General features: G+C 44.0%; 22 protein-coding genes, 1 tRNA gene and 1 pseudogene. 19 read left to right on the forward strand and 5 right to left on the reverse strand.

The window, feature by feature from the left end:
- The 12 genes and pseudogenes from D8792_RS11855 to D8792_RS02020 all read left to right on the forward strand — a co-directional run.
- Positions 1-763 (forward strand): annotated as a pseudogene (locus tag D8792_RS11855) (hypothetical protein); the annotation flags it as partial.
- Positions 764-844: 81 nt separating this feature from the next.
- A complete protein-coding gene (locus tag D8792_RS11880) occupies positions 845-3,109 on the forward strand; it encodes a gp58-like family protein (RefSeq protein ID WP_514132993.1) in 2,265 nt (754 codons plus the stop codon).
- A gap of 12 nt (positions 3,110-3,121) precedes the next feature.
- On the forward strand, positions 3,122-3,304 hold the full coding sequence (locus tag D8792_RS01975) for a hypothetical protein (protein ID WP_125372665.1): 183 nt from the start codon (positions 3,122-3,124) through the stop codon (positions 3,302-3,304).
- 2 nt (positions 3,305-3,306) lie between these two features.
- Positions 3,307-3,651 carry a hypothetical protein gene (locus tag D8792_RS01980; RefSeq protein WP_125372666.1) on the forward strand — a complete coding sequence of 115 codons (345 nt, stop codon included), beginning with the start codon at positions 3,307-3,309 and terminating at the stop codon, positions 3,649-3,651.
- An 8-nt stretch (positions 3,652-3,659) separates the two neighbouring features.
- Positions 3,660-4,076, forward strand: a complete 417-nt coding sequence (locus D8792_RS01985; RefSeq protein WP_125372667.1) for a phage holin family protein — start codon at positions 3,660-3,662, stop codon at positions 4,074-4,076.
- 3 nt (positions 4,077-4,079) lie between these two features.
- The gene (locus D8792_RS01990) at positions 4,080-4,412 is read left to right on the forward strand and encodes a phage holin (RefSeq protein ID WP_125372668.1); all 333 of its coding nucleotides are present in this window, start codon (positions 4,080-4,082) and stop codon (positions 4,410-4,412) included.
- A 4-nt stretch (positions 4,413-4,416) separates the two neighbouring features.
- Positions 4,417-4,791 (forward strand): hypothetical protein, encoded by a 375-nt coding sequence (locus tag D8792_RS01995; RefSeq protein ID WP_125372669.1) that lies wholly within the window; start codon positions 4,417-4,419, stop codon positions 4,789-4,791.
- A gap of 14 nt (positions 4,792-4,805) precedes the next feature.
- On the forward strand, positions 4,806-5,534 hold the full coding sequence (locus D8792_RS02000; protein ID WP_125372670.1) for a peptidoglycan amidohydrolase family protein: 729 nt from the start codon (positions 4,806-4,808) through the stop codon (positions 5,532-5,534).
- A gap of 921 nt (positions 5,535-6,455) precedes the next feature.
- Positions 6,456-7,280: a DUF695 domain-containing protein gene (locus D8792_RS02005; RefSeq protein ID WP_125372671.1), complete on the forward strand. Its 825-nt coding sequence runs from the start codon at positions 6,456-6,458 to the stop codon at positions 7,278-7,280.
- Between the two features lie 38 nt (positions 7,281-7,318).
- Positions 7,319-7,406, forward strand: a tRNA-Ser gene (locus D8792_RS02010).
- A 210-nt stretch (positions 7,407-7,616) separates the two neighbouring features.
- On the forward strand, positions 7,617-7,997 hold the full coding sequence (locus tag D8792_RS02015; RefSeq protein WP_005590547.1) for a CidA/LrgA family protein: 381 nt from the start codon (positions 7,617-7,619) through the stop codon (positions 7,995-7,997).
- Positions 7,990-8,685, forward strand: coding sequence for an LrgB family protein (locus tag D8792_RS02020; protein WP_125372672.1), 696 nt, complete (start codon positions 7,990-7,992; stop codon positions 8,683-8,685). The genes D8792_RS02015 and D8792_RS02020 overlap by 8 nt, the downstream gene beginning before the upstream one ends.
- Positions 8,686-8,742: 57 nt before the next feature.
- Here D8792_RS02020 and D8792_RS02025 read toward each other — a convergent pair whose 3' ends face one another.
- Positions 8,743-9,291, reverse strand: coding sequence for an NADPH-dependent FMN reductase (locus D8792_RS02025; protein ID WP_125372673.1), 549 nt, complete (start codon positions 9,289-9,291; stop codon positions 8,743-8,745).
- A gap of 87 nt (positions 9,292-9,378) precedes the next feature.
- Positions 9,379-9,825 (reverse strand): MarR family winged helix-turn-helix transcriptional regulator, encoded by a 447-nt coding sequence (locus tag D8792_RS02030; RefSeq protein ID WP_125372674.1) that lies wholly within the window; start codon positions 9,823-9,825, stop codon positions 9,379-9,381.
- An 85-nt stretch (positions 9,826-9,910) separates the two neighbouring features.
- Between D8792_RS02030 and D8792_RS02035 the strand changes: the two genes are divergently transcribed.
- The 7 genes from D8792_RS02035 (at position 9,911) to D8792_RS02065 (ending at position 18,219) form a co-directional block, all read left to right on the forward strand.
- Complete coding sequence (locus D8792_RS02035) at positions 9,911-10,399, forward strand: cell wall elongation regulator TseB-like domain-containing protein (RefSeq protein ID WP_125372675.1); 489 nt, start codon at positions 9,911-9,913, stop codon at positions 10,397-10,399.
- Positions 10,396-11,574 carry a pyridoxal phosphate-dependent aminotransferase gene (locus tag D8792_RS02040; protein WP_125372676.1) on the forward strand — a complete coding sequence of 393 codons (1,179 nt, stop codon included), beginning with the start codon at positions 10,396-10,398 and terminating at the stop codon, positions 11,572-11,574. The genes D8792_RS02035 and D8792_RS02040 overlap by 4 nt, the downstream gene beginning before the upstream one ends.
- Before the next feature lie 2 nt (positions 11,575-11,576).
- A complete protein-coding gene (locus D8792_RS02045) occupies positions 11,577-11,942 on the forward strand; it encodes a VOC family protein (RefSeq protein ID WP_125372677.1) in 366 nt (121 codons plus the stop codon).
- 20 nt (positions 11,943-11,962) lie between these two features.
- Positions 11,963-13,309, forward strand: a complete 1,347-nt coding sequence (gene asnS, locus D8792_RS02050; RefSeq protein ID WP_125372678.1) for an asparagine--tRNA ligase — start codon at positions 11,963-11,965, stop codon at positions 13,307-13,309.
- 157 nt (positions 13,310-13,466) lie between these two features.
- On the forward strand, positions 13,467-14,654 hold the full coding sequence (locus D8792_RS02055) for an MFS transporter (protein ID WP_125372679.1): 1,188 nt from the start codon (positions 13,467-13,469) through the stop codon (positions 14,652-14,654).
- 96 nt (positions 14,655-14,750) lie between these two features.
- Positions 14,751-16,493 carry an ABC transporter ATP-binding protein gene (locus D8792_RS02060; RefSeq protein WP_125372680.1) on the forward strand — a complete coding sequence of 581 codons (1,743 nt, stop codon included), beginning with the start codon at positions 14,751-14,753 and terminating at the stop codon, positions 16,491-16,493.
- Positions 16,483-18,219, forward strand: coding sequence for an ABC transporter ATP-binding protein (locus D8792_RS02065; RefSeq protein WP_125372681.1), 1,737 nt, complete (start codon positions 16,483-16,485; stop codon positions 18,217-18,219). Before D8792_RS02060 ends, D8792_RS02065 begins: the two co-directional genes overlap by 11 nt.
- A gap of 75 nt (positions 18,220-18,294) precedes the next feature.
- On the opposite strand, the gene D8792_RS02070 is transcribed toward D8792_RS02065, so the two are convergent.
- From D8792_RS02070 to D8792_RS02080, 3 genes are all read right to left on the reverse strand, one after another.
- Positions 18,295-19,821 (reverse strand): ATP-binding cassette domain-containing protein, encoded by a 1,527-nt coding sequence (locus D8792_RS02070; RefSeq protein WP_125372682.1) that lies wholly within the window; start codon positions 19,819-19,821, stop codon positions 18,295-18,297.
- 370 nt (positions 19,822-20,191) lie between these two features.
- Positions 20,192-20,932, reverse strand: a complete 741-nt coding sequence (locus tag D8792_RS02075) for an amino acid ABC transporter ATP-binding protein (protein WP_005590533.1) — start codon at positions 20,930-20,932, stop codon at positions 20,192-20,194.
- Positions 20,932-23,106 carry an ABC transporter substrate-binding protein/permease gene (locus tag D8792_RS02080; RefSeq protein WP_125372683.1) on the reverse strand — a complete coding sequence of 725 codons (2,175 nt, stop codon included), beginning with the start codon at positions 23,104-23,106 and terminating at the stop codon, positions 20,932-20,934. The genes D8792_RS02075 and D8792_RS02080 overlap by 1 nt, the downstream gene beginning before the upstream one ends.
- Positions 23,107-23,117 lie beyond the last annotated feature (11 nt).

A 23,117-nucleotide genomic window follows, 5' to 3' on the forward strand; every position in this document is an offset into this window, starting at 1 on the left:
CAAGTATCTTGGGCACAACGCCTTGAAAATCGTTGGGCAAGACCCAGCTGGCAAGGACGGCGGAAACCCTAAAATCACTTATCCAGCTACTGGGCAATATGGCAAAGTAGCGCCGGGAAGCATGACCAATCAGAATGTGACCATCAGCTTTTATGCCAAAGCAGAAAATGCTGGAACGATTTTACGGTCAAGACTTGGAAATATTGGTTATAAAGACGGGAATGTGACCTTGACCACGGAAGTCAAGCGNTATGTGGTTAANNTNNCGANNNNTTGGACTGGGTTGTCNAANTTAACGACNAACGAATGGCTGTTNAATCTCAACAGAGCNGACACGGTCTGGATTTGGATGNCAAAATTTGAAGTAAGCGACACAGATACGCCTTACTCAGAAGCCCCTGAAGATGTCGAAAATCAAATCTCAGCTGTTGNATCCAGTTTTAAACAACGAGCNGACTCNNTCGAAGCTGGCGTATCTAGCTTGCGTGAGGGGCTCAAGACTAAGGCTGACAGTAGTGCCTTGAACTTGCTCTCAGACAGGATATCGGCCTCGGTCAAGTCTTTAGAGACCGACACACAGAATAAGCTGNACTCAAAATTGAGCACAGCTGAGTTTGANGTGCGAGCGAATCGAATCAGCCAAGAAATCATCAACGCTACCAAAGACAAGGCTGATAGAGCCTTGGTCACAGCAGAGGCTGGGCGGTTGCGTGAGGAACTTGCGAGCCTGTCGGTTGGCGGTCGGAATTATTTTTTAAATTCCGACTTCGAAATCACATCTGGAAACAAAGGAATCAAGGTCCATCCTGATTTTGTCAAGCATGCAAAAGGAAAGAAAATTGTGATGAGTGTGCAGGTTTCGGGAGAAAATGTTGTTGCCCAAAACCAGGGAAGATTTGGTTTATCTGCATCCGCAGGAATTGCTGGCTCAGTACACAGAGATTGGCCTGAGGTTTGGGAGACGGGAACAGGAAATATCTCTAAGAAACGAATCTATCAGGTCTTTGATTTCAAAGATAATTGGGTTGATTTTGTTGCGAACCTATACATCCAGACTGGAGCTGGAGCAGTTGCCGGCTATCCAAAACTCGAAATTAGTACAGTACCGACTGACTGGTCACCCGCCCCTGAAGACGCAGACGGCCTCATCACCGAGGCCAAGGCTACCTTTGAGCGCACGGCTCAAGGCTTGCGCACAGACTTGTCAGCGGTCCAAGCCTACGTCAACTCTGACGGCACGAGAGCAGAAGCCTTGCGCACTTTCTCCCGTGAGGAAACAGCACGCCAGCTAACAGCTGAGCGTAAGGCTATTGAGGCTGGCTACGTTGCCAAAGCGCAGCACACTGAAGACGTGCGGAGCATAAGCAGACGCTTTGAGGAGCTGGCAGTAGGTGGACGAAATCTTGCGTTAGGAACAAGCAAAGAATGGTCTACGCCTTTTACAAACTTTTCTGGGAATGCGAATGTTTGCCCATCTCTCTACAAAGTTTTGACTGACGGCTTGCAAGTCGGAGACACATTGAGGTCTAAGATCATACTCAAATATACTGATGTCCGACCAGCGACTGGTAAAACGGCGACTGTCTGGATGCAAGGCAATGGAAATGTGACTGGATGGACAGCTGGATCTTACAATGGTAGCCCTGCTAAAACCATTAGCGGTAGCGGAGAGATCACATTCGAACACTCTTTTAAAATCACAGAAAATCATCTGAAGAATGCCTACTGGAATTGGATGTTTAGGACTGATTTTATCGCGAGCGGATCGCTTGAGTGGCGACTTGCCAAGGTTGAGAGCGGGTCAGTGTATACGAGCTGGTCACCCGCTCCAGAGGATGCAACGAGCTACGCAGACACAAAGCTGGCTGAATTTAGGCAAGGCATAGACGGCCAACTGGCCAGCGTGCAAGCCGCCCTCAACACAGCCAACGGCTCATTGACGAGCTTTAATACGTGGAAACAGTCGGCTCAGGAAACGCTGAATAAAGTCGGCAGGGTCGAGACTGGCCTAAACGAAACCAAGACTAGTTTGGCGGAGTTTAAGCGCACGGCAGAAGGTCAGCTGACTACGATTACTCAGCAAATCACAGGCAAAGCCAGCCAGACTGACTTTCAACGCGTACAAGAGACTAGCAAGCTCTATGAGCGATTGATTGGCTCGACTGAAAAAGAGGTCGCAGACAAGGTCTCTCGCATGACTCTGAGCAACGAGCTGTTTCAGGTCGAGGTCTCGAAAAACCTCGGTCTTCGAACAGTGCAATATCAGATAGCAAATGCCTGGGCAGTGCAAAACCTAAATTCGAATGGCGATATCGTCAGTCAAATCAATATGACTGGTCCGAACGTCCGCATCCAAGGTGAGTCTATCCACTTGGACGGGAAAGCTTTGATTGACAACGGGATCATCAAGAATGCCATGATTGAAAGCATGCTGGCTGATAAAATCACAGCAGGAACGCTCAACGCAGCGAATGTCAACATCATCAATCTGAATGCTAATAAAATCGTCGGTTTAGATGCGAATTTTATCAAGTCCAAGATTGAGCTAGCATTTATCGAGTGGATGAAAGGTAAGGTCATTACGGCGCAGAATAATGCGATGCAAATCGACCTCAACAATGGACAAATCAATTACTACACAGATCGAGCTGCCATGAGACGGGTTTTAACAGGTTATCCTACCCAATTCGTAAAATTTGAGACTGGAGCCGTCGTTGGCAAAGGCCTTGCTGGCGTTACGGTAATTGGGTCTAATAGAGGAGGTAACGAAGATGCTAATAATGGCGGTTTCGTTGGAATCCGTGCTTGGAACGGACCTGATGTTGACCAAATTGATGTTGTAGGGGATTTAGTCAGATTGACTAGTTCTCCGTACAATTCGCCCGATGGGTGGAATGTCATAACATTGCCTAATAAATTGGGAATTGACGCTTACAACGCCTCTGATCGTCCTAGTTCGCTTTTAAGCATAGGTGATGTGAGATTGTACCAAAACGCTAAAACATACACAAGCTTAAAAAATATATTGAATCAATTTAATACAAACTTTAAACATTTAGTAAACATCACAGGCCGAGGTGATGTTATTCGTACTTGGGACTCGATTTAAAAAGGAGAAAATATGAACGAAAATATCCAATCTAAGCTAGCGATTGAAATCGCTAGTAAATCATTAACAATTGCAAAACTTGAAGCTCAAAAAGAAGAGCTGCAAGCGCAACTGCAGCAGGCTTTAGAGCGTAATGCAGAGCTTGAAAACTCGCTTGAAACAAGCGCAGCACCAGAGACAGAAAAAGGGGAATAATTATGACTACAACTGCTGAAAACACTTTACTCGATCTTAAAAACATCACAGAACCTTTTGATTTGGCAACCGCCCTCAACTACATGAAGGAAAATGGTGAGTTTATCCGCTGCAAGAATGCTACGAATGACTTTTATATGTACCGAGATGTCCAAAAGCGCCCTGTCATCGTCAATGGCCGTCGTCAATTTAAAGACGTAGAAACTGTCTGGGCATTTACTCAATGGGGCGGTACAACTACCACAATCAACGTCTCAGACCTGTTTAACCTTGAGTACCACATCATGACTTTTGACGCAGAGGGTAACCCAGATTGGACAGAGCCAAAAACAGAACATAAAGAGTAGGGGTGTATATGCAAATTGAATTTTTCAATTTTTTTAGAAGTGTAATCCAGACTGAAGATGGATTGGTATTGTACGCCCTGGCATTGATTGTATCAATGGAAATCATTGATTTTATAACAGGTACGGTTGCGGCTATTGTGAATCCTGACATTGAGTACAAGAGCAAAATCGGCATCAATGGACTCCTTCGCAAGATTTTAGGAGTCCTCTTGCTGATGATTCTCATCCCGATGTCCGTGCTGTTGCCTGAAAAAACAGGCTTCGCATTCTTGTACTCGATTTATCTCGGGTACATCGCATTTACATTCCAATCACTCATCGAAAATTACCGAAAATTAAAAGGAAATGTCACTATTTTTCAGCCAATCCTGAAAGCATTTCAGAGTTTGCTTGATAAAGATAATGATAAAAACAAAGGAGAGTAATACATGCAACAAATCACAGAGCTTGTTTTAAGCTCAGCAATTGGCATTCTGACTATTTTAGCAGGAGTCGCGGTTAAGGCGGTCAAGGAATTTTTGATCGCAAAAGGTGGAGAGAAATCAATCAAAATTGTCGAAATCTTGACCAAAAACGCAGTAAATGCTGTGGAGCAGATTGCGAAAGAGACCGGATTTAAAGGTGAGCAGAAGCTTGCTCAGGCAAAAGGGGCGATTCTCACCGAGCTGGAAAAATATAACATCTACATGGCAGATAAAGACCTCGATGTCTTTATCGAGGCCGCAGTAAAAGAAATGAATGAAAATTTGAAAGGAAAATAAAAAAATGACAAAAGTAAAAGTAACTGAATATGCAGAAGGAAATTTTCGTTTTGGCTTCGGGTCAAAACTCTATCTAGCTCGAAATGAAGAAGCTCAAGTACGAGCTCATATCTCTACACCAGCGACGCAACGCTGGGATAACGGACAATATACCTTGACCGAAAGAATCGCAGAAGGCTTTAAGCCTGCGCATCCTGTAACATTTACAGCTAAGGTGATTTCTCAAGGTAAAATTCATCCACAAGCTACGATTGATTTTGTCTTAATGCCAGATGGACGTGTGCTGGTCAATGCTAGCAATGTGCGTCAATTGCCTACACCGCTGCAAATCGTGGGCGAGGTGACTTACATCATTGATGCTAGCCAGTTTGATAAATAGGAGGAGAAAAAACAATGGGAATTAACGTCGAACAATCAATTGCATGGATGGCAGCTCGCGAGGGAGCAGTTACCTACTCCATGGACTATCGAAATGGTCCATCTAGCTATGACTGCAGCTCGTCTGTTTACTTCGCCTTGCGCTCTGCTGGGGCATCTGACCACGGCTGGGCGGTCAACACGGAAGCTATGCACGACTGGCTCACTCAAAATGGCTACGAGCTAATCGCTGAAAACCAAGGCTGGGATGCCCAGCGGGGTGATATCTTCATCTGGGGACAACGCGGCTACAGCTCAGGAGCTGGCGGCCACACAGGTATCTTTGTGGATGCAGATAACATCATCCATTGTAATTATGGCTATAACGGCATCACAGTCAACAGCCATGACCAAATCTGGGAGTACAACGGATGCCCGTACATCTACGCTTACCGATATACTGGCGCGGCAGCACCTACGCAGTCGGCACCAGCTATCCAGCAAGCTGCCACATCTCAATTCGAGCATGAGCTAGATGTAAATACCCCACTGGCAAATTCGGATATGCCTTATTACGAAGCGAGCTTAGCAGATGATTATTGGGTCGAATCCGCTCCAAATTCTGCTAGCCCGGATAAGGAATTTCTGCCTGCAGGTACTCGGGTGCGAGTCTATGAAAAAGTCAACGGTTGGTCACGGATCAACCATCCTCAATCTGATCAGTGGGTAGAAGATGCCTATCTGGTTGACGCTACAGAGATGTAGACGCAGCGGAAACTGCGATAAACAAAAAATATAATTTCTTAAATTTTAATCTACCCCGGCCGAAAGGCTGGGGCTTTTTTCTGTTATAATGGAAAAATTTAAAATTTTCCGTAGTGATAGACTTGGCAGACTGGCAGCGATGCTGGTCTGTTTTCTCGTGATTTTTCACGCGAAAGCCAAGCGATTTGATAATCTCCTAAAATGTGATATACTATTAAAGTTAAAGGAGCTTCGCGGAATTTTGAAAGAGAGTCAGAAAAAGAGTTACAAATCAGAAAATAAGCTGATTTAACTGAGATTTCGACACTCCCACCGGCTCCATTTTTGGTTTCTAAACCTTTCTAAAACTTCTTAAAACGTTGATTTATCAGCGTTTTTTATTTTATACTTTCTAAACCTTTTTAAACTTTTTGAAAAAGGGATACAACAAGAGGCTGGGACAAAAGTCCTAGCCTCTCAATTGTCTTTGGATTGTCGAGCAAGACGCAGTGGTTGAGTGGGCTCTATTACGCTGATTTCATCAGCTTTTACAGCCTTACTCAACTGTCGGAGGTGGGACGACGAAATCGAATTCTAACGAATTACCGATTTCTGTCCCACTCTCTAAAAATCAATATAATTTGCTAAGCGTTCTCTCATATCCTTCTTTGAAAATAGAATAGAGCGCATGAAACAGATGTTCTTTATAATGTCCTTCAACCTATCAAAGTAGACCAACAGATATCTCGGTCTGTTTTCGCAAAAATTAAACGATTTGATAATCTTTTAAAATATGATATACTAGTAAAGTTGAAGGAGTTTTTCGGATTTTTTAGAAAGAGTTAGGAAAAGGACTAGAAAACAACAAATGTATTGATTTTAAAGCTTTTCTGACTTCTCCATTAAGCTCCATAGGGATATGTAAATGAGGTTTTTAATGATATGAGTTTTTTTGGAAAAATCTTAGGGAAGAGTCAAGATAGTCATCTACCCATTGAGGAAGTTTCTGTTGATTTAGAAAATCTTCCGAATGAATGGGGCTCTTTTTCGACCCTTATTGATGACCGAATGGCTAGTATCCGTCTAAATTTAGCGTTGAATTCTATTGCTCCCTATCCATCCTATACTTATGCACTACGTTTGAGAATTGCTATTTTGAATGTTGATCCAGAAACAGGGTTTCCAGATTATGACGAATTTTCTAATTTGAACCTCATCGAAGATCGTCTTTCAGAAGCGATGAAGCGCATTGCGGCTATCTATGTCGGAGTAGTCATCACAGATGGTCATATAGAATTTTATTACTATTTGAGAGATAGAGAGCGGCACATGCCGATTATTGCTCAGGTAATGGAGCAGTTTTCGAAGTATCAATATAATTCAGCTACTCTGGTGGATCCTGAATGGAAACAATACTTTGACTTCTTGTATCCAAATGAATATGAGTACCAATCTATTTTAAACCAGCGTATCTGGTATCGCCTAGAAAAAGAAGGGGACGACCATAATCAACTACGGGAAATCAGGCATCAGTTTAGTTTTGAGACTTACGATGATCGTGTTTCCTTTATGGGGGATGCCTCTGCTCTTGATTATGATATTTCTTCTAGGAAAAAAGAAGAAGGCGATCCTCGTCCTTACAAACTAGAAATATCCCGATTCGATACCACAGAGCTCCCTAGCATCAACCAACATGTTTGGGAATTAATAGAAATTTCGAAAAAATATAACGGAAAGTATAGCGGCTGGAGCTGCAATGTGGTATAATGGATAAAGTTTTGAGAAAGCAAGTCTTTCTCTTGTATGGAAGATTACTCAAGAGGCTTAAGAGGCTGTGTTGGAAACGCAGTAGGCGTGTAAAAGCGTGCGTGGGTTCGAATCCCATGTCTTCCGTTGTATGTCAAGAAGCGCCTAAAGGCGTTTTTTTTGATAGCAGGACGAAGAACGATAATCACTTTGTTTAATGCTAGATCCGCGGAATGCAGAAGCAAGTATAGTTGTAAGCAATCAGATGGATTCGTTTCCATCTTTTTTATTTTAGAAAAACCTTGAAATTTTTCTGAAAAGGAGTAAACTGTACATAGAAAGTTTTGGAGGTTCTGCATGAAGTTATATGTCCAGTTGATGATTATTTTCTCGATTTCCATCATTGGAGAGGGGATATCAAGTGTCTTCCATCTTCCCATTCCAGGTAGTATTATCGGCTTAATCTTGCTATTTCTTGCTCTGCAGTTTAAGTTATTGAGACTCCGCCACGTCAGTATGGTCGGCAATTTTCTGTTAGCCAATATGACCATTCTTTTTCTACCTCCGGCAGTTGGGATTATGGATAAATTTCATGTGATTGCTCCTTACCTGCTACCGATTATCTTGATTATCCTTGGTGCCATTGTTTTAAATGTGATCGTCATTGCCCTTGTCGTACAGTTCATCAAGCAGCATTTTGAAGGCGATTATGAGGAAGGAGGGATGGATCATGTCTAATCTTTGGAGCAATCCACTATTTGGTCTCGCCTTGTCCATTTTTGCCTACCTCATCGGGATGCTGATTTTCCGTAGATTTCCTCATCCTCTGACAACGCCTCTCCTTTTAGCAGCGATTTTGGTCATTGCTTTCTTGAAATTAACAGGTATTTCTTATAAGGACTACTATGTCGGTGGGGCTTATTTGAACAATTTAATCGTACCGTCTACGGTTGCTTTAGGAATTCCGCTTTATAAAACCTTCCACCTGATGAAACACCATGCTCGTAGTATTCTGCTAGGAACCTTTGTGGCTGTGGTGGTCAATACGACTTTCACGGCTCTACTTGCAAAATTCTTTGGGATGGATTTCTTTTTAGCGATTTCCCTATTTCCAAAATCTGTCACAACAGCGATGGCAGTAGGCATTACTGATAAAATGCAGGGGCTGACAACTGTTACCTTGGTGGTTGTTGTGGCGACAGGTATTTTGACAAGTGTCATGGGACCGACCATTCTTAAACTGCTAAAAATTAAGGATCCAGTAGCGATTGGTCTGGCTTTAGGAGGGACTGGTCATGCGGTTGGTACGGGAACGGCCTTTAAATATGGACAGGTTGCAGGAGCTATGGCCGGCCTTGCAATCGGTGTGACAGGAATCATGTATGTGATTGTCAGTCCAATCGTCGCAGCCATCATTTTAAAATAAGAAAAAACATGGAGCAGTCTTTCTGAGAAATTTTGCTTCATGTTTTTTTATTTTATCTTAGTTGATAGCTGCTAGGAGGGCATCTGCTTGGGCAGATAGCTCAGCAAGCTTGTCTTCTGCAAGGACTAATTGACCAGTTCCCCAAGCTTCTGGATTGATACCGACACCAGTAAATTGGTCAACCACATTCATGCGAATAAATGGAAGGAGGCTACGGTAGTGCTTGAAGACTTCGTCAGGTGAAGTGCCGTTAGCAACAGATGAAACAGTCACCACTTTGGCATTGAGGGCAGAAGGGCCGCTTGGGTCTGACAAATCAAGTGCGCGTGAAGTCCAGTCGAGCAAGTTTTTTACAACGCCTGGGATAGCCCAGTTGTAGACAGGTGAGAAGATCCAGATAGCATCAGCTGCAAGGATTTCTTCACGAACCTTGGCAACAGCAGCTGGAGCTGGACTTTCGAGGTCTTGGTTAAAGAATGGTACATCCTTGTAATCAAGGTAAGCTACCTCAGCTTTACCAGCTAGAGCCTTTTCTGCTTGAGCTGCCAACTGATGATTGAATGAACCTTGACGAAGTGAGCCAACAATAAATAGTACTTTAGACATAAGTGTGTCCTCCATTTTATCTTTATTTAAGAGGTGCTCCTCTTGTTACTATCTATGTTACAACAATTGTCACTAATTAGCAATAATTTAGCTCAGCTTTTTGAAAGTTTTTAAAATCCGCACTAAATCTTCTTTGTCGTTTTGGGAGAGGAGGTCAGTTATGTGGCGGATATTGGCGATGTGCTCTGGCAAGACAGTCTCGATCTTTTTCTGGCCTTGGTCGGTTAGTCGGATGAGGAAGGAGCGGCGATCATTGGGATCGCAGCTGCGACTTATCCAGCCATCTCTTTCCATGTTTTTGATAACAACCGTCATATTTCCCGAAGTAGCCAGCATGCTATCAATCAAATCTTGAATCCGCAACTCTCCTTTACTATATAAGGTTTCCAAGACGGAAAATTGGGTAGGCGTCAAATTGTGCTTTTTAAAAATTTGAGCTTCGAGATTTCGAATAGTGCGCTCCGCCTTATGAAGAACGATAATTGTCTTGAGGTCAAGTAGAGTCTCGTTATCTAGGTTTTCAGTTATTCTCATAGCAATATTTTATCAATAAATAGTAATAAATGCAAATGTGATAAAAGTCCTAGAAAAATCAGGCTATTTGTAGTATAATGATTCAGTGAAACATAAAATTAAAGAAAGGGCTAAATTTCCTATAAGGCACTATGCCATTGGGCTTTTCCTAGTCCTAACGGCGCTTGTTTTTTCATTTTTTACGATCTTGCACCTTGCTATCGAGCCTTGGCAGTCAGCCAAGGAAGGTTCTCAAAAAATCGCTAAGGAATATGCAGATTTGGAAAGTCTGACGAGCTTTGCGATTTACAATGGCAAAGAGTCCTACTATAGCTTGATTGGGACAACTAGTAAAAAAGAGGAAGAAGCTGTTCTGATTTCCAAAAATTCCAACAAAATCCATGTCTATCGCTTGCAAGATGGGATGAGTCAGGCAGAGGCAGAACAAGCAGCCAAGGAAAATGGAGCGACTTCTATTGATAAGACCACTTTTGGTTACTTAGACGGTCAGCCTGTTTGGGAAATTAAGTCTGGAAGCACTTATTACAATATCGGATTTGAAAGTAAGACATTGCTCAGCAAGGAGGGGCTATGAAATTATCCAATCGTGTTTTAAATATGGAAGAAAGCGTGACCTTGGCAGCGGCAGCTAGAGCGAAAGCTTTAAAGGCTGAAGGCAGGGATATCCTTTCTTTGACCTTGGGAGAGCCGGATTTTCCGACGCCTAAGAATATCCAACAAGCAGCGATGGCAGCGATTGAAGATGGCAGAGCTAGTTTTTATACGGTAACAAGTGGTCTGCCTGAGCTGAAAGCAGCGGTTGTAGACTATTTTGCCAAGTACTATGGCTATGAGATTCAGCCTAATCAAGTGACAGTGGCAACGGGTGCTAAGTTCTCTCTTTACACCTTCTTTATGAGCGTGATTGATCCAGGGGATGAAGTCATCATTCCGACGCCTTATTGGGTTAGCTATGCTGATCAGATCTTGATGGCCGAAGGAAAGCCTGTTTTTGCTCAAGCGACAGAGGAAAATGACTTTAAGGTGACGGTTGCCCAGCTGGAAGCTGCCCGCACTGAGAAGACTAAGGTCTTGGTTCTGAACTCGCCATCCAATCCGACTGGTATGATTTATACAGCAGAGGAGCTGCTGGCTATCGGAAATTGGGCTGTTGAGCATGATATCTTGATCTTAGCCGATGATATTTATGGCCGCTTGGTCTATAACGGCAATAAATTCACACCGATTTCTAGTCTGTCAGAGGAAATTCGTAAGCAAACAGTCGTCATCAATGGTGTTTCCAAGAGCTATTCTATGACGGGCTGGCGGATTGGCTATGCTGTAGGTGAGCCTGAAATTATCTCAGCGATGAGCAAGGTTGCAGGGCAAACGACTTCTAATCCGACAGCGGTGGCGCAATATGCGGCTATTGAGGCCTTGACGGGTAGTCAGGATACGGTCGAAAATATGAGATTGGCCTTTGAAGAACGCCTAAATACTATTTATCCTTTGCTGGCTCAAGTGTCTGGCTTTGAAGTTGTCAAGCCTCAGGGGGCCTTCTATCTCTTCCCAAATGTTAAAAAAGCGATGGAAATGAAAGGCTATACCGATGTGACGGCCTTTACCACAGCGATTTTAGAAGAAGTAGGTGTGGCTCTAGTGACAGGTGACGGATTTGGTGCGCCAGAAAATGTCCGCCTCAGCTATGCGACTGACATGGATACACTAAAAGAAGCGGTTCAACGCCTCAAGGATTTCATGGAGAAGTAAGAATGATTGATCATTTTGAGATTAAAGTAAAGGATTTACAAATTTCAAAAGACTTTTATATAAGCTTTCTTGCTCCTCTTGGCTACGAATTGGATTTTAGAACTGACTCTCTACTCAGTTTTGTTGCCCCCAACAGTCCTCATCCTGGTGGAGATTTTTGGTTAGGAAAGGGAGAGCAGTCTCCTATTCACTTTGCTTTTTTTGCAGAAAACCACGAGCAGGTTCGAACTTGCTACAAGGCGGGTTTGAAGGCAGGTGGAAAAGATAATGGTGCACCTGATTATCGGAGTGATCATCTACCTTATTATGCAGCTTTTATCCTAGACCCAGATGGAAATAATGTCGAAGTAGTCTGCCACAAAGAATAAAAATAGAAAAGAGAAAAAACGTGTCGAAGAAAAATGTAACAATTATTGATGTGAAAAATCATGTTGGTGAAGAAGTAACGATTGGTGCTTGGGTAGCCAACAAGTCAGGAAAAGGGAAAATTGCTTTCTTGCAGTTGCGCGACGGTTCTGCCTTTTTCCAAGGTGTAGCTTTCAAGCCTAACTTTATTGAGAAATTTGGCGAAGAAGTAGGACTTGAGAAGTTTGATACTATCAAACGCTTGAGCCAAGAAACGTCTGTTTATGTGACAGGGATTGTCAAAGAAGACGAGCGCTCAAAATTTGGCTACGAGCTTGATATTACAGATATCGAAATCATCGGTGAATCAAATGACTATCCAATCACGCCAAAAGAACACGGAACTGATTTCCTCATGGATAACCGTCACTTATGGCTGCGTTCTCGTAAGCAAGTGGCTATGATGCAAATCCGCAATGCCATTATCTACGCTACCTATGAATTCTTTGACAAGAATGGCTTTATGAAGTTTGATAGTCCAATCTTGTCAGGAAATGCGGCAGAGGATTCGACTGAACTCTTTGAAACAGACTACTTTGGAACTCCAGCATACTTGAGTCAGTCAGGTCAGCTTTATCTGGAAGCGGGAGCTATGGCTTTGGGCCGTGTTTATGACTTTGGACCTGTATTTCGTGCTGAGAAATCAAAAACTCGCCGTCATTTGACAGAGTTCTGGATGATGGATGCGGAGTATAATTTTGTTACTCACGATGAGTCACTCGACTTGCAGGAAGCTTATGTCAAAGCCTTGATTCAAGGTGTATTGGACCGTGCTCCTCAAGCTTTGGAAACATTGGAACGTGATGTAGAACTCTTGAAACGCTATATTGCTGAGCCTTTCAAGCGTGTTAGCTATGATGAAGCGATTGACCTCTTGCAAGCGCATGAAAATGATGAAGATGCAGACTATGAGCATTTGGAACATGGTGATGACTTCGGTTCACCACATGAAACATGGATTTCAAACCACTTTGGTGTACCAACCTTTGTCGTGAACTACCCAGCAGCCATCAAGGCTTTCTATATGAAACCAGTTCCTGGAAATTCAGATCGCGTCCTCTGTGCAGACTTGCTTGCTCCAGAAGGCTACGGTGAAATCATCGGTGGCTCTATGCGTGAAGAAGATTACGACGCACTGGTCGCTAAAATGGAAGAGCTTGGTATGGATACATCAGAATATGAATTCTACCTAGATCTTCGTAAGTATGGATCTGTTCCACACGGTGGATTTGGTATCGGTATCGAACGGATGGTAACCTTTGTAGCAGGAACCAAGCATATCCGTGAAGCCATTCCATTCCCACGTATGTTACACCGTATTAAACCATAAAAATGAATCAAACGCCCGTGTGGCGTTTTTTCAACAATGAACTATGAAATAATCCAAATATAGAATTTTAGAGAAAGAAGAGGTAGGAGTCATGTAAACAGCAGATTAACAAGTGACAAAGGATAGAAATTAGAAAACACTTGTTAAAGGAGAAAATATGTTTAAAAGAAGTTATCGGAAAAATATCGGTCTTATGGCCGGAGTAGAATTTTTTGCCTTTCTAGGCATTACCAGTTTTTGGATTTTATTTCTAAGTCAAAACGGCATGTCTCTTTGGCAGATTGGGCTTTTGGAAAGTATTTTTCATGCGACTAGCGTTATTTGTGAAATTCCTTCTGGGATGTTGGCGGATCGCTTTTCCTACAAGACCAATCTTTATCTGAGCCGGATAGCCGGGATTGTGTCTTCTGTTCTCATGTTGGCCGGGCAGGGGAACTTTTGGGTTTATGCACTGGCTATGATGATCAGTGCTTGGTCCTATAATTTTGATTCGGGGACAAGCGCAGCTATGGTCTATGATTCGTCCGTAGAGGCGGGACTCAAGGAACGGTATCTGTCCATCTCCAGTTTCATGTCTGGAGTGGCTGAAGCGACCCGGTCTTTGGGAACGGTCTGGGCTGGATTTTTTGTCCATGGGCAGTTGCATCTGACCTACTATATCATGATTGGCACCTCTATCGTCGTTCTTTTCTTGACTTGGATGCTGAAGGAGCCAAGTGTCAAAGCAGAGAAAGCGGAACGCCTGACCATGAAAAAGATTATCTGGGCTGTCAAAGAGGAGTTGCAGAGAAATCCCAGCCTTTTCATCTGGATGATTCTGTCCCAAATCATCGGAACACTGATGTGTATGTTTTATTTTTATTATCAAAATCAATTGCCTGATTTAAAAGATTGGCAGATTTCGGTGGTCATGCTGATTGGCAGTGTTTTGAATATCTTGGCAGTCTATCTGGCCAGCAAGGTCGGAAAGAAGTATTCAGCCTTGAAACTTTTTCCATTATTAGTCCTTCTGACTGGAGTGACTTACCTATTGTCCTACTTTGGAACGCCGATCATCTATATTTTAATTTATCTAATCAGCAACGCCTTGTATGCACTTTTTCAGCCGGTTTTTGACAATGATTTGCAAAAGCAGTTGCCAAGTGAGGTACGGGCGACCATGCTCAGTGTCTATTCTATGATGTTCAGCCTGAGTATGATTGTTATTTTCCCTCTGACAGGCTGGTTGATTGATCGTTTTAGCTTTGACTGGTCTTTCATTGCTTTGGGCATATTTTTATTAGTAGTGACGCCATTTTTGTATATGGGTCTAAAGAAAATAAGCCAGAGCTTACAAAAAGTCTAATATCAATGTTCTCTTTCTGATGTTCAGAAGGAGAATATTTTTTACCCTTTGAAAATTATGGTAAAATAAATACAGTTTAATGGAGAAGAAGGCAGTATGAAAGATTTATTGAAATATTTCAAGGGCTATATCAGGGAGTCTTTGCTGGGGCCCTTGTTCAAGCTTTTGGAAGCTAGTTTTGAACTCTTGGTTCCGCTTTTGATTGCGGAAATTGTGGACGAGACCATTCCTAGACACGACAGCTCCCATCTTTACTGGATGGTTTTTCTTTTGATGGGCTTGGCTGCGCTGGGCGTGGTGGTAGCAGTGGTAGCCCAGTATTATTCGTCCAAGGCGGCAGTGGGCTTTACCCGCCAGATGACGAGTGACCTCTATCAAAAGATTCTTCGCTTGCCCAAGGCTAGTCGGGATGAGCTGACGACTTCTAGCTTGGTGACTCGACTGACCAGTGACACCTACCAGATTCAGACGGGCATCAATCAATTTCTTCGTCTCTTTCTGCGGGCGCCTATCATTGTTTTCGGCTCTATCATCATGACCTTTACTATCAGTCCGGTTATTACTTTGTGGTTCTTGCTCATGGTGGCGGTGTTGACGGCTATTATCGTCCTTATGTCTCGTCTGATGAATCCTCTCTATGCCAAAATTCGTCAGCTGACAGACCAACTGGTCAATTTGACGCGTGAGCAGCTACAGGGCATGCGGGTCATACGCGCTTTCGGTCAGACCCAGCGCGAGGTTCAGACCTTTCGCAATCGTAATGAGCTCTATAAAACTTGGCAAATCAGGACTGGAGCTCTGGCTAGTCTGATTAGTCCTCTGACCTTTCTCACAGTCAATGGTACTCTGATTGCTGTGATTTGGCAGGGGAATGCTTTTATTGGCAAGGGATTGTTGACCCAGGGGATGCTAGTGGCCTTGGTCAATTATTTATTGCAAATTTTGGTGGAATTGCTCAAGCTGGCGATGCTGGTCAACTCACTCAATCAAAGCTATATCAGTGCAGGCCGCATTAGTCAGGTATTCGAGCAAGCAGAAGAAGATGTCCTGCAGGAATTAGTGCAGGAAACAGCTCTGCTAGATCAAGCCATTAAAGCCCAGCAGGTCAGCTTTTCTTATCCAAATGCAGCTAGTCCAGCCCTGATAGATCTGACTTTTGATTTGAAAAACGGCCAAACTTTAGGTGTTATTGGCGGAACAGGATCAGGTAAGTCTACCCTGGTTCAGCTGCTGGCTCATCTTTATCCTGTGGCTGCTGGTCAGTTGACCATCTTTTCCCAAGGACGCAGTCCTAAAAATCTGAGTGAATGGCGGTCTTGGATCAGTCTGGTACCTCAGAAGGCAGAGCTTTTCCAAGGAAATGTTCGCTCCAATCTGACTTTAGGACTGTCAACTAAGCCAACAGACGCAGACTTGTGGCAGGCTTTAGAGATTTCTCAGGCGGCGGACTTTGTCTCTCAGAAGAAAGGTGGCTTGGATGCGACTGTAGAGGCCTTTGGTCGGAATTTTTCTGGCGGTCAGCGTCAGCGTTTAACCATTGCCAGAGCTGTCTTGCGGAGGGCACCTTTCTTGGTTTTAGATGATGCGACCTCAGCTCTGGACTATTTGACAGAGGCTAGACTCTTGCAGGCTATTAAGAATGAATTGACTGAAACCAGTCTAGTATTGATCTCTCAGCGGACCAATAGCTTGCGCTCAGCTGATCAAATTTTAGTCCTAGATAAGGGAGAACAGGTGGCTCTTGGTCGCCATGAGGAACTCTTAGCTAGCTCTGCTATTTACCGAGAAATTCATCACTCACAGCATAGTCAAGGAGAGGAGGGTAAGCATGAAGCATAAGACATCACCTAGCAGCTTGAGGCGTTTGACTCGAGATTTGCTGCAGTCGCGCTGGCTCTTTCTCCTAGCTAGTCTGGGAACGGTGGCTCAAGTGGCTCTGACTGTTCTTCTACCAGTTTTAATCGGGAATGCGGTTGATAGCGTTCTTCTCCCTCAAGCGGAGCAGCATTTGATGCCGATTTTGGGCCAGATGCTGCTGGTTATCTTAGCCAATACGCTGATTCAGTGGCTCAATCCCTTGCTCTATAATCAGCTGGTCTATCGCTATAGCCAGCAGCTCCGCCAAGGCGTTATCAAGAAAGTACACTATCTCCCTTTGGCCTATCTGGATCGGCAGGGAACCGGCGACTTGGTTAGTCGGGTGACGACGGACTTGGAGCAGCTCAGCAATGGCCTACTTATGGTCTTCAATCAATTTTTTGTTGGTTTGCTGACAATTTTAGTGACTATCATTAGCATGGCCAGATTGGACCTTTTCCTCCTGCTTTTGGTTCTGCTTTTGACGCCCCTTTCTCTTTTCTTAGCGCGCTTTATAGCCAAAAAGAGTTTTAGTTTTTTCCAACGGCAGACGCAGGCGAGAGGGGCACAGACCCAGTTGATTGAGGAAAGTCTGACCCAGGAAAGTTTGATTCAGGCTTTTAATGCTCAGGAGCAGTTTGATACAGCTTTTACCCGCAGTAATCAAACCTATGCTGACTATTCGCAGGCGGCTATTTTCTATTCTTCGACGGTCAATCCTTCGACTCGTTTTATCAATGCCCTGATCTATGCTTTGATTGTGGGCTTTGGGGCTGTCCGTATCATTCAGGGAACAGGCTTTACGGTTGGGCAGCTAGTGACCTTTCTCAACTATGTCAACCAGTACACCAAGCCTTTCAATGATATATCGTCAGTCATGTCGGAATTGCAGAGCGCTTTAGCTTGTGCAGAGCGGATTTACAGCGTTTTAGACCAAGAAGAAATAGCGGAGTCTGGTCAGGAAATTCTTCAGTCTGAAGATGTCGAAGGACAGATTAGCTTTGAGCATGTGGCTTTTGGCTATGAGCCTGGCAAAGAGTTGATTCAGGATTTGAATATAAGGATTCCAGCAGCTAGTAAGGTTGCTATTGTCGGGCCAACTGGTGCGGGCAAGTCAACCCTGATCAATCTCCTCATGCGCTTTTACAATGTTGATAGTGGTCTTATTTCGCTAGACGGTACTCCCATCAGTCATTACACCAGAGCCTCTTACCGTCAGCAGTTCGGTATGGTACTGCAGGAGACTTGGCTCCAGACGACGACCATTCATGACAACATAGCTTTTGGCCGGCCAGATGCTAGCCGAGAAGAGGTCATTGCAGCTGCCAAGGCGGCCAACGCTCATTTCTTTATCCAGCAACTGCCTCAGGGGTATGATACCTACCTGGCGGATGCAGGGGACTCCCTTTCTCAAGGTCAGCGACAGCTCTTGACCATTGCGCGTGTCTTTTTGGCTGTTCCTAAAATCCTAATCTTGGATGAGGCGACTTCCTCTATCGATACTCGGACAGAAGTCTTGATTCAGGAGGCCTTCAGCAAGCTTATGATAGGACGGACTAGCTTTATCATCGCCCATCGCCTGTCTACTATTCAAAATGCTGACATCATCCTCGTCATGGTAGATGGCAATATCGTCGAACATGGTAATCATCAGGAGCTCATGACAGCCAGAGGTGTCTATTACCAAATGCAGACGGCGCAGGAGTAGAAGGAGAGCTTTATTAAAGTTCATAGATTGATACTAAACAAAACGAAAAGAGTTGGAATTTCCAACTCTTTTTGCTTATAGTTTAACTTCCTCCAACCCTGTTTCTGTCAGTTTATAAATCTTCTGGCAGACTTCTTTGAGAAAGATGCGGTCGTGGGAGACAGCGATGATGGCGCCAGGATAGGTCGCCAAAAGCTGGCGAACCTGAGGCTGAGAGGTGGGAGAGAAGTTGCGGGTTGGCTCGTCCAGAAGGAGGACATTGGGACGGTCTAAGACTAGTTTGAGCAGGAGGAGCTTGGCTTTTTGACCTCCGGAAAGCTGCCCAATCGGGTGGCGGGCCTCGTCGCGCGTGAACTGGAGACTAGCTAGATGGGTCAGAATTTTCTCCTCCTGAGCCTTGTCGCCAGAGGGAGCCAGAAAGACCAAAGGAGAGCTTTCGTCATCCAGCAAGTCGCCATAATGCTGGGGCATGTAGCCCACTCGCATGTCTGTCCGCTCGCGCAGAATCCTCCATATTTCCTTAAGTAGAGTAGATTTTCCTGCGCCATTAGCACCAATCAGTCCGATTTTTTCCTGACCGCAGACCTCTAGAGTCAGGTTTTCCGCTAACTGTCGTCCGTCTGTTTCCAGTTTCATGCCTTCTAATTTTAGGATTCTTTTGGTCAATGGCAGAGCTTCTATGTCTGAGAAGTGAAGGCTGATGGCATCTTCCTGTGTCGGGATTTCGGTCATTTCAGCACCTGCCTTTTCAAATCGTTTGCCCTGCGAGAGGACGTTTTTCATCTTCTTAGCTAGTAGTCGGCCTTGGACATCATTTTTGGTATTTCTCAAGGCATTCTCAACATTTTGCTTAACCTGTCGGTGTTTTTCCATGGTCTTAGCGTGTTCTTCCCGTTCTTTCCGTGCCAATTGACCTTGTTTTTCAAAAGCCTCCTGACGCTGATGGCGGTAATTTTCATAGTCCAGACTTTTGACGCTGGTTCTAGCCTCCTGTTTCTTTTTGATTCGCTCCAGATGAACAATCTTGGTCGCAGCTTGAGTGAGGAAATGCTCGTCGTGAGAGACGAAAAGGACCGTTCTCTGGCTGTGGCTGATAAAGTTTTCCAGCCAAGTCAGAGTTTCGAGATCGAGGTCATTAGAGGGCTCGTCAAGAAAGAGAATGTCCCAATCACTGGCTAGTTTCTTGATAAGCTGAACTTTAAGCTTTTCTCCTCCAGATAGACTAGAGAGCAGCTGTTGACTGGCAAAACGTTGGCTGTCAAAGTTGAGCTCTCCAGCATAACGGTAGAGCTTGGCATAGTCCAGCTCTGTATCAAAATCAGCAAAGAAATAGTCATTGAGGGTCAGTTGGGCATCTTCTGAAGGCAACTGCTGGGGCAGGTAGACAGCAGCAGTATAGGACTTATCAATCTGTCCGCTGTAGCTGACATAGGAGCTGACCAGTCGCTCGTCTAGCAGGAGCTTGAGTAGGGTGGACTTGCCATTGCCCTCCTCACCGATAATAGCGACCTTGTCTCCTTGATTGATGGTCAGTGTCAGATCTTTGACCAGCTCCTTCAGGTCTTTTAGGTGGGTAATGGTTAGATTTCTTATTTGCAGCATAGATGTCTCCTTCGTTTTATAATACAAAATACAGCCCTGCTTTATTTAGCAGAGCTGTTGAGATTGCACAAAGAAGACACTTGAGTGTCCAAGTAGGATCATTCGTTTCTGGGCTTTCATCTTGCACTGTCATAGGAGCGACAGGATTGATCTAAAGATAAGCAAATAGATGCTTGAAAGCACAAAAAAACGAAAGTCCCGCGGATATGCAGAAACATGACAAAATCTACTAAATAAAGTTTCCTTTAAAAAATAGACTTAATTTTTCATGTCTCCGTGTACCTCCGAAATCATTCTACCCTTAGTCTAGCAAAAAGGGCAGCATAAGTCAATAAAAATCCTGAAAGATTACTTCCAGGATTCGTCATATTTATACGTTGAGTACCTTGTCCAAGAAATCCTTGAGACGTGGATGCTGAGGGTTATCGAAGATTTGGTCTGGTTTGCCGTCTTCTAGGAATTCACCGTCAGCAGTGAAGATGACGCGATTAGCAACCTGACGAGCAAAGCCCATTTCGTGAGTCACGATCAGCATGGTCATGCCCTGCTGAGCCAGATCCTTCATAACGTTGAGAACGTCACCAACCATTTCAGGGTCAAGGGCGGAAGTCGGCTCGTCAAAGAGCATGATGTCTGGGTTCATAGCCAATCCTCGAGCGATGGCCACCCGCTGTTTTTGTCCTCCTGACAGGCTATCTGGTTTGGCATCAGCCTTGTCTGCCAGCCCAACCTTCTCCAAGAGCTCCATACCAAGCTTGTCTGCATCAGCTTGGCTCATTCGCTTGTGCTCAACAGGAGCGAAGGTGATATTTTGCAAGACAGTCATGTGTGGGAAGAGGTTGAAGTGCTGGAAGACCATCCCAATATCTTCACGAACATGGTCCACATTGGTAGCCTTGTCTGTCAAATCATAACCGTTGACAGTAATGGTTCCACTGGTAACTTCTTCAAGCAGGTTCAGGCTGCGTAGGAAAGTTGATTTACCTGATCCAGAAGGACCAATGATACAAACAACATCTCCCTCATAAAACTTCGCACTAATCCCTTTTAGCACTTCATTTTCCCCATAGTATTTATGTAAATCATTAACATCAATTTTTAATTTAGCCATTAGTGAATCCTCTTTTCTAAGCGTTTAGCCAATCTTGTTAAGAGTGTGATGATGACCAAGTAGAGCACTGCTAGGATAGCATACATCTTGAAGCTCTGATAGTTACGGGCAATGATAATTTTACCTGTTTGGAAGAGTTCAACAAGTCCGATAGCTGATACGATAGTTGTATCCTTGAGAGCGATGACGAACTGGTTGACAAAGTTTGGTAGCATGATCTTGGTTGCTTGAGGCAGGATAATCTTGCGCATGGTCTTTCCATACGAGATACCTAGACTTCGGCTAGCTTCCATCTGTCCGACTGGAACGGCTTGAATCCCTCCGCGAACAATCTCAGCGATATATGCACCAGCATTAAGTGACAGAGCAATTGTTCCTGCAACGAAGTCGTTAATCGGACTTTGGTGACCAGTCATAGATTCAATGAGGTTTGGAATTCCCCAGAAGATGAAGGCAGCCAAAATCATAAGTGGAATACCTCGAATAACGTCAACAAAAATTTCTGAAATGATGCGAAGCGCTTTGATAGGGCTGACGCTGAACATTCCAAAGATAATCCCGATTACCATGGCAATGGCAAAGGAAATCAGTGCTAAAGCAATGGTAATTCCAAGTCCGCTCAAAAGTTGTTTGTAGTTGTTTTGGAGAAGTCCCCAGATAGTTGTTTCATCAACGGTTGTGGAATTATCCTTCTCAGCTGAGAGATATTTATCAAGGATTTCTTGGTATTTACCATTGGCTTTTAGATTAGCCAAACCATTATTGAACATTTCGATAAGCTCAGGGTTGGTGCCTGCTTTTACTGCAAAAGCAACTTCACCACTTGGTGTTCCTTCGATTGGCGTCTTCATTTTCTTGCCTTGGTTGATGGCATATTTGACAACAGGCTCATCGTCCATAATAGCAGCGACAGAGCCGGAATTCAGACTATCATACATAGAAGAACCGTCTGAAAATGTTTTGATTTTGTAACCGTATTTGCTTTGATTTTCGACGAGGAATGTTTGAGAGGCTGTACCGTTCTTGACTCCGACGGTCTTTCCTTTCAAGTCTTCATAGGAGCTAATAGTGCTTGATTCTGTCACCGCAAGGATAGAGTTAGCAGTGTAGTATGGTTCAGAAAAATTAAAGGTTTCTTTGCGGGCCTCTGTCACGGACATCCCAGCAATCATCCCGTCGGCCTGTCCAGATTGAACGGCATTGATGGCAGCGTCAAAGCCAGGGTTAGAAATTTCAAGTGTAAAACCTTGGTCTTCGGCAATGGCTTTGATCAAGTCCATGTCAATACCAGTGTATTGGTTGCTATCATTTTGGAAAACGAAAGGAGCAAAGGATGAGTCACTGGCAATCGTATATTTAGCTTTGACTGGAGTGGCTTTTTGTCCAGACTTGGTTGTGGTCTCTGGTACTGCTGAATTGGTTGAAGTTTTGGAAGCAGCAGTCCATTTGTTGATGATGTCCTTCAAGGTGCCATCTTTTTTCATCTGAGCCAAGGCTTCGTTAAACTCAGTTACCAGATATTCGTATTTGCTGCCTTTTTTGACACCAAATGCGAAGCTACCAACGGCCTCACCCTTCATTGAGATTTTCAGATCTTGCCCTTGACTGATTGCATACTCGATAACGGGTTGGTCATCCATGGCTGCGTCAACCGCTCCGGCTGCTAGGCTGTTATACATGAGGTCGCCTGTATCAAATGTTTTGATAGTAAAACCGTACTTGTCCTTGATTTTTTCAAGAAAACGTTGCGCGGCAGTACCGTTTTTGACACCGACTGTTTTTCCTTTAAGTTGATCGTAAGACTTTATTGTATTCGCCTTGGTCGTTGCAATGACAACTTTTGTGTCATAATATGTGTCAGACATGGTAAAGACTTTTTCGCGTTCAGCAGTCTTGGTCATACCTGCCATAATGGCATCGGCTTGTCCTGCTTGAACCGCATTAACAGCCGCATCAAAGCCAGGGAAGGACATTTCATATTCCCAGCCTTTGATGTCAGCTACTTTATTGATAATATCAACATCAATTCCTTTATATGTCTGGTCTACATCTTTAAATTCAAATGGGGCATAAGCCGTGTCAGATACGATTTTGATGGTATCTGCATGAATAGTTGTTCCTAATGCAAAGATAGGGAACAATGCTAGCAGAAAAGCTATGATTTTTTTCTTCATACTTTCTCTCC

Source organism: Streptococcus cristatus (assembly GCF_003943505.1).
Lineage (GTDB): Bacteria > Bacillota > Bacilli > Lactobacillales > Streptococcaceae > Streptococcus > Streptococcus cristatus_E.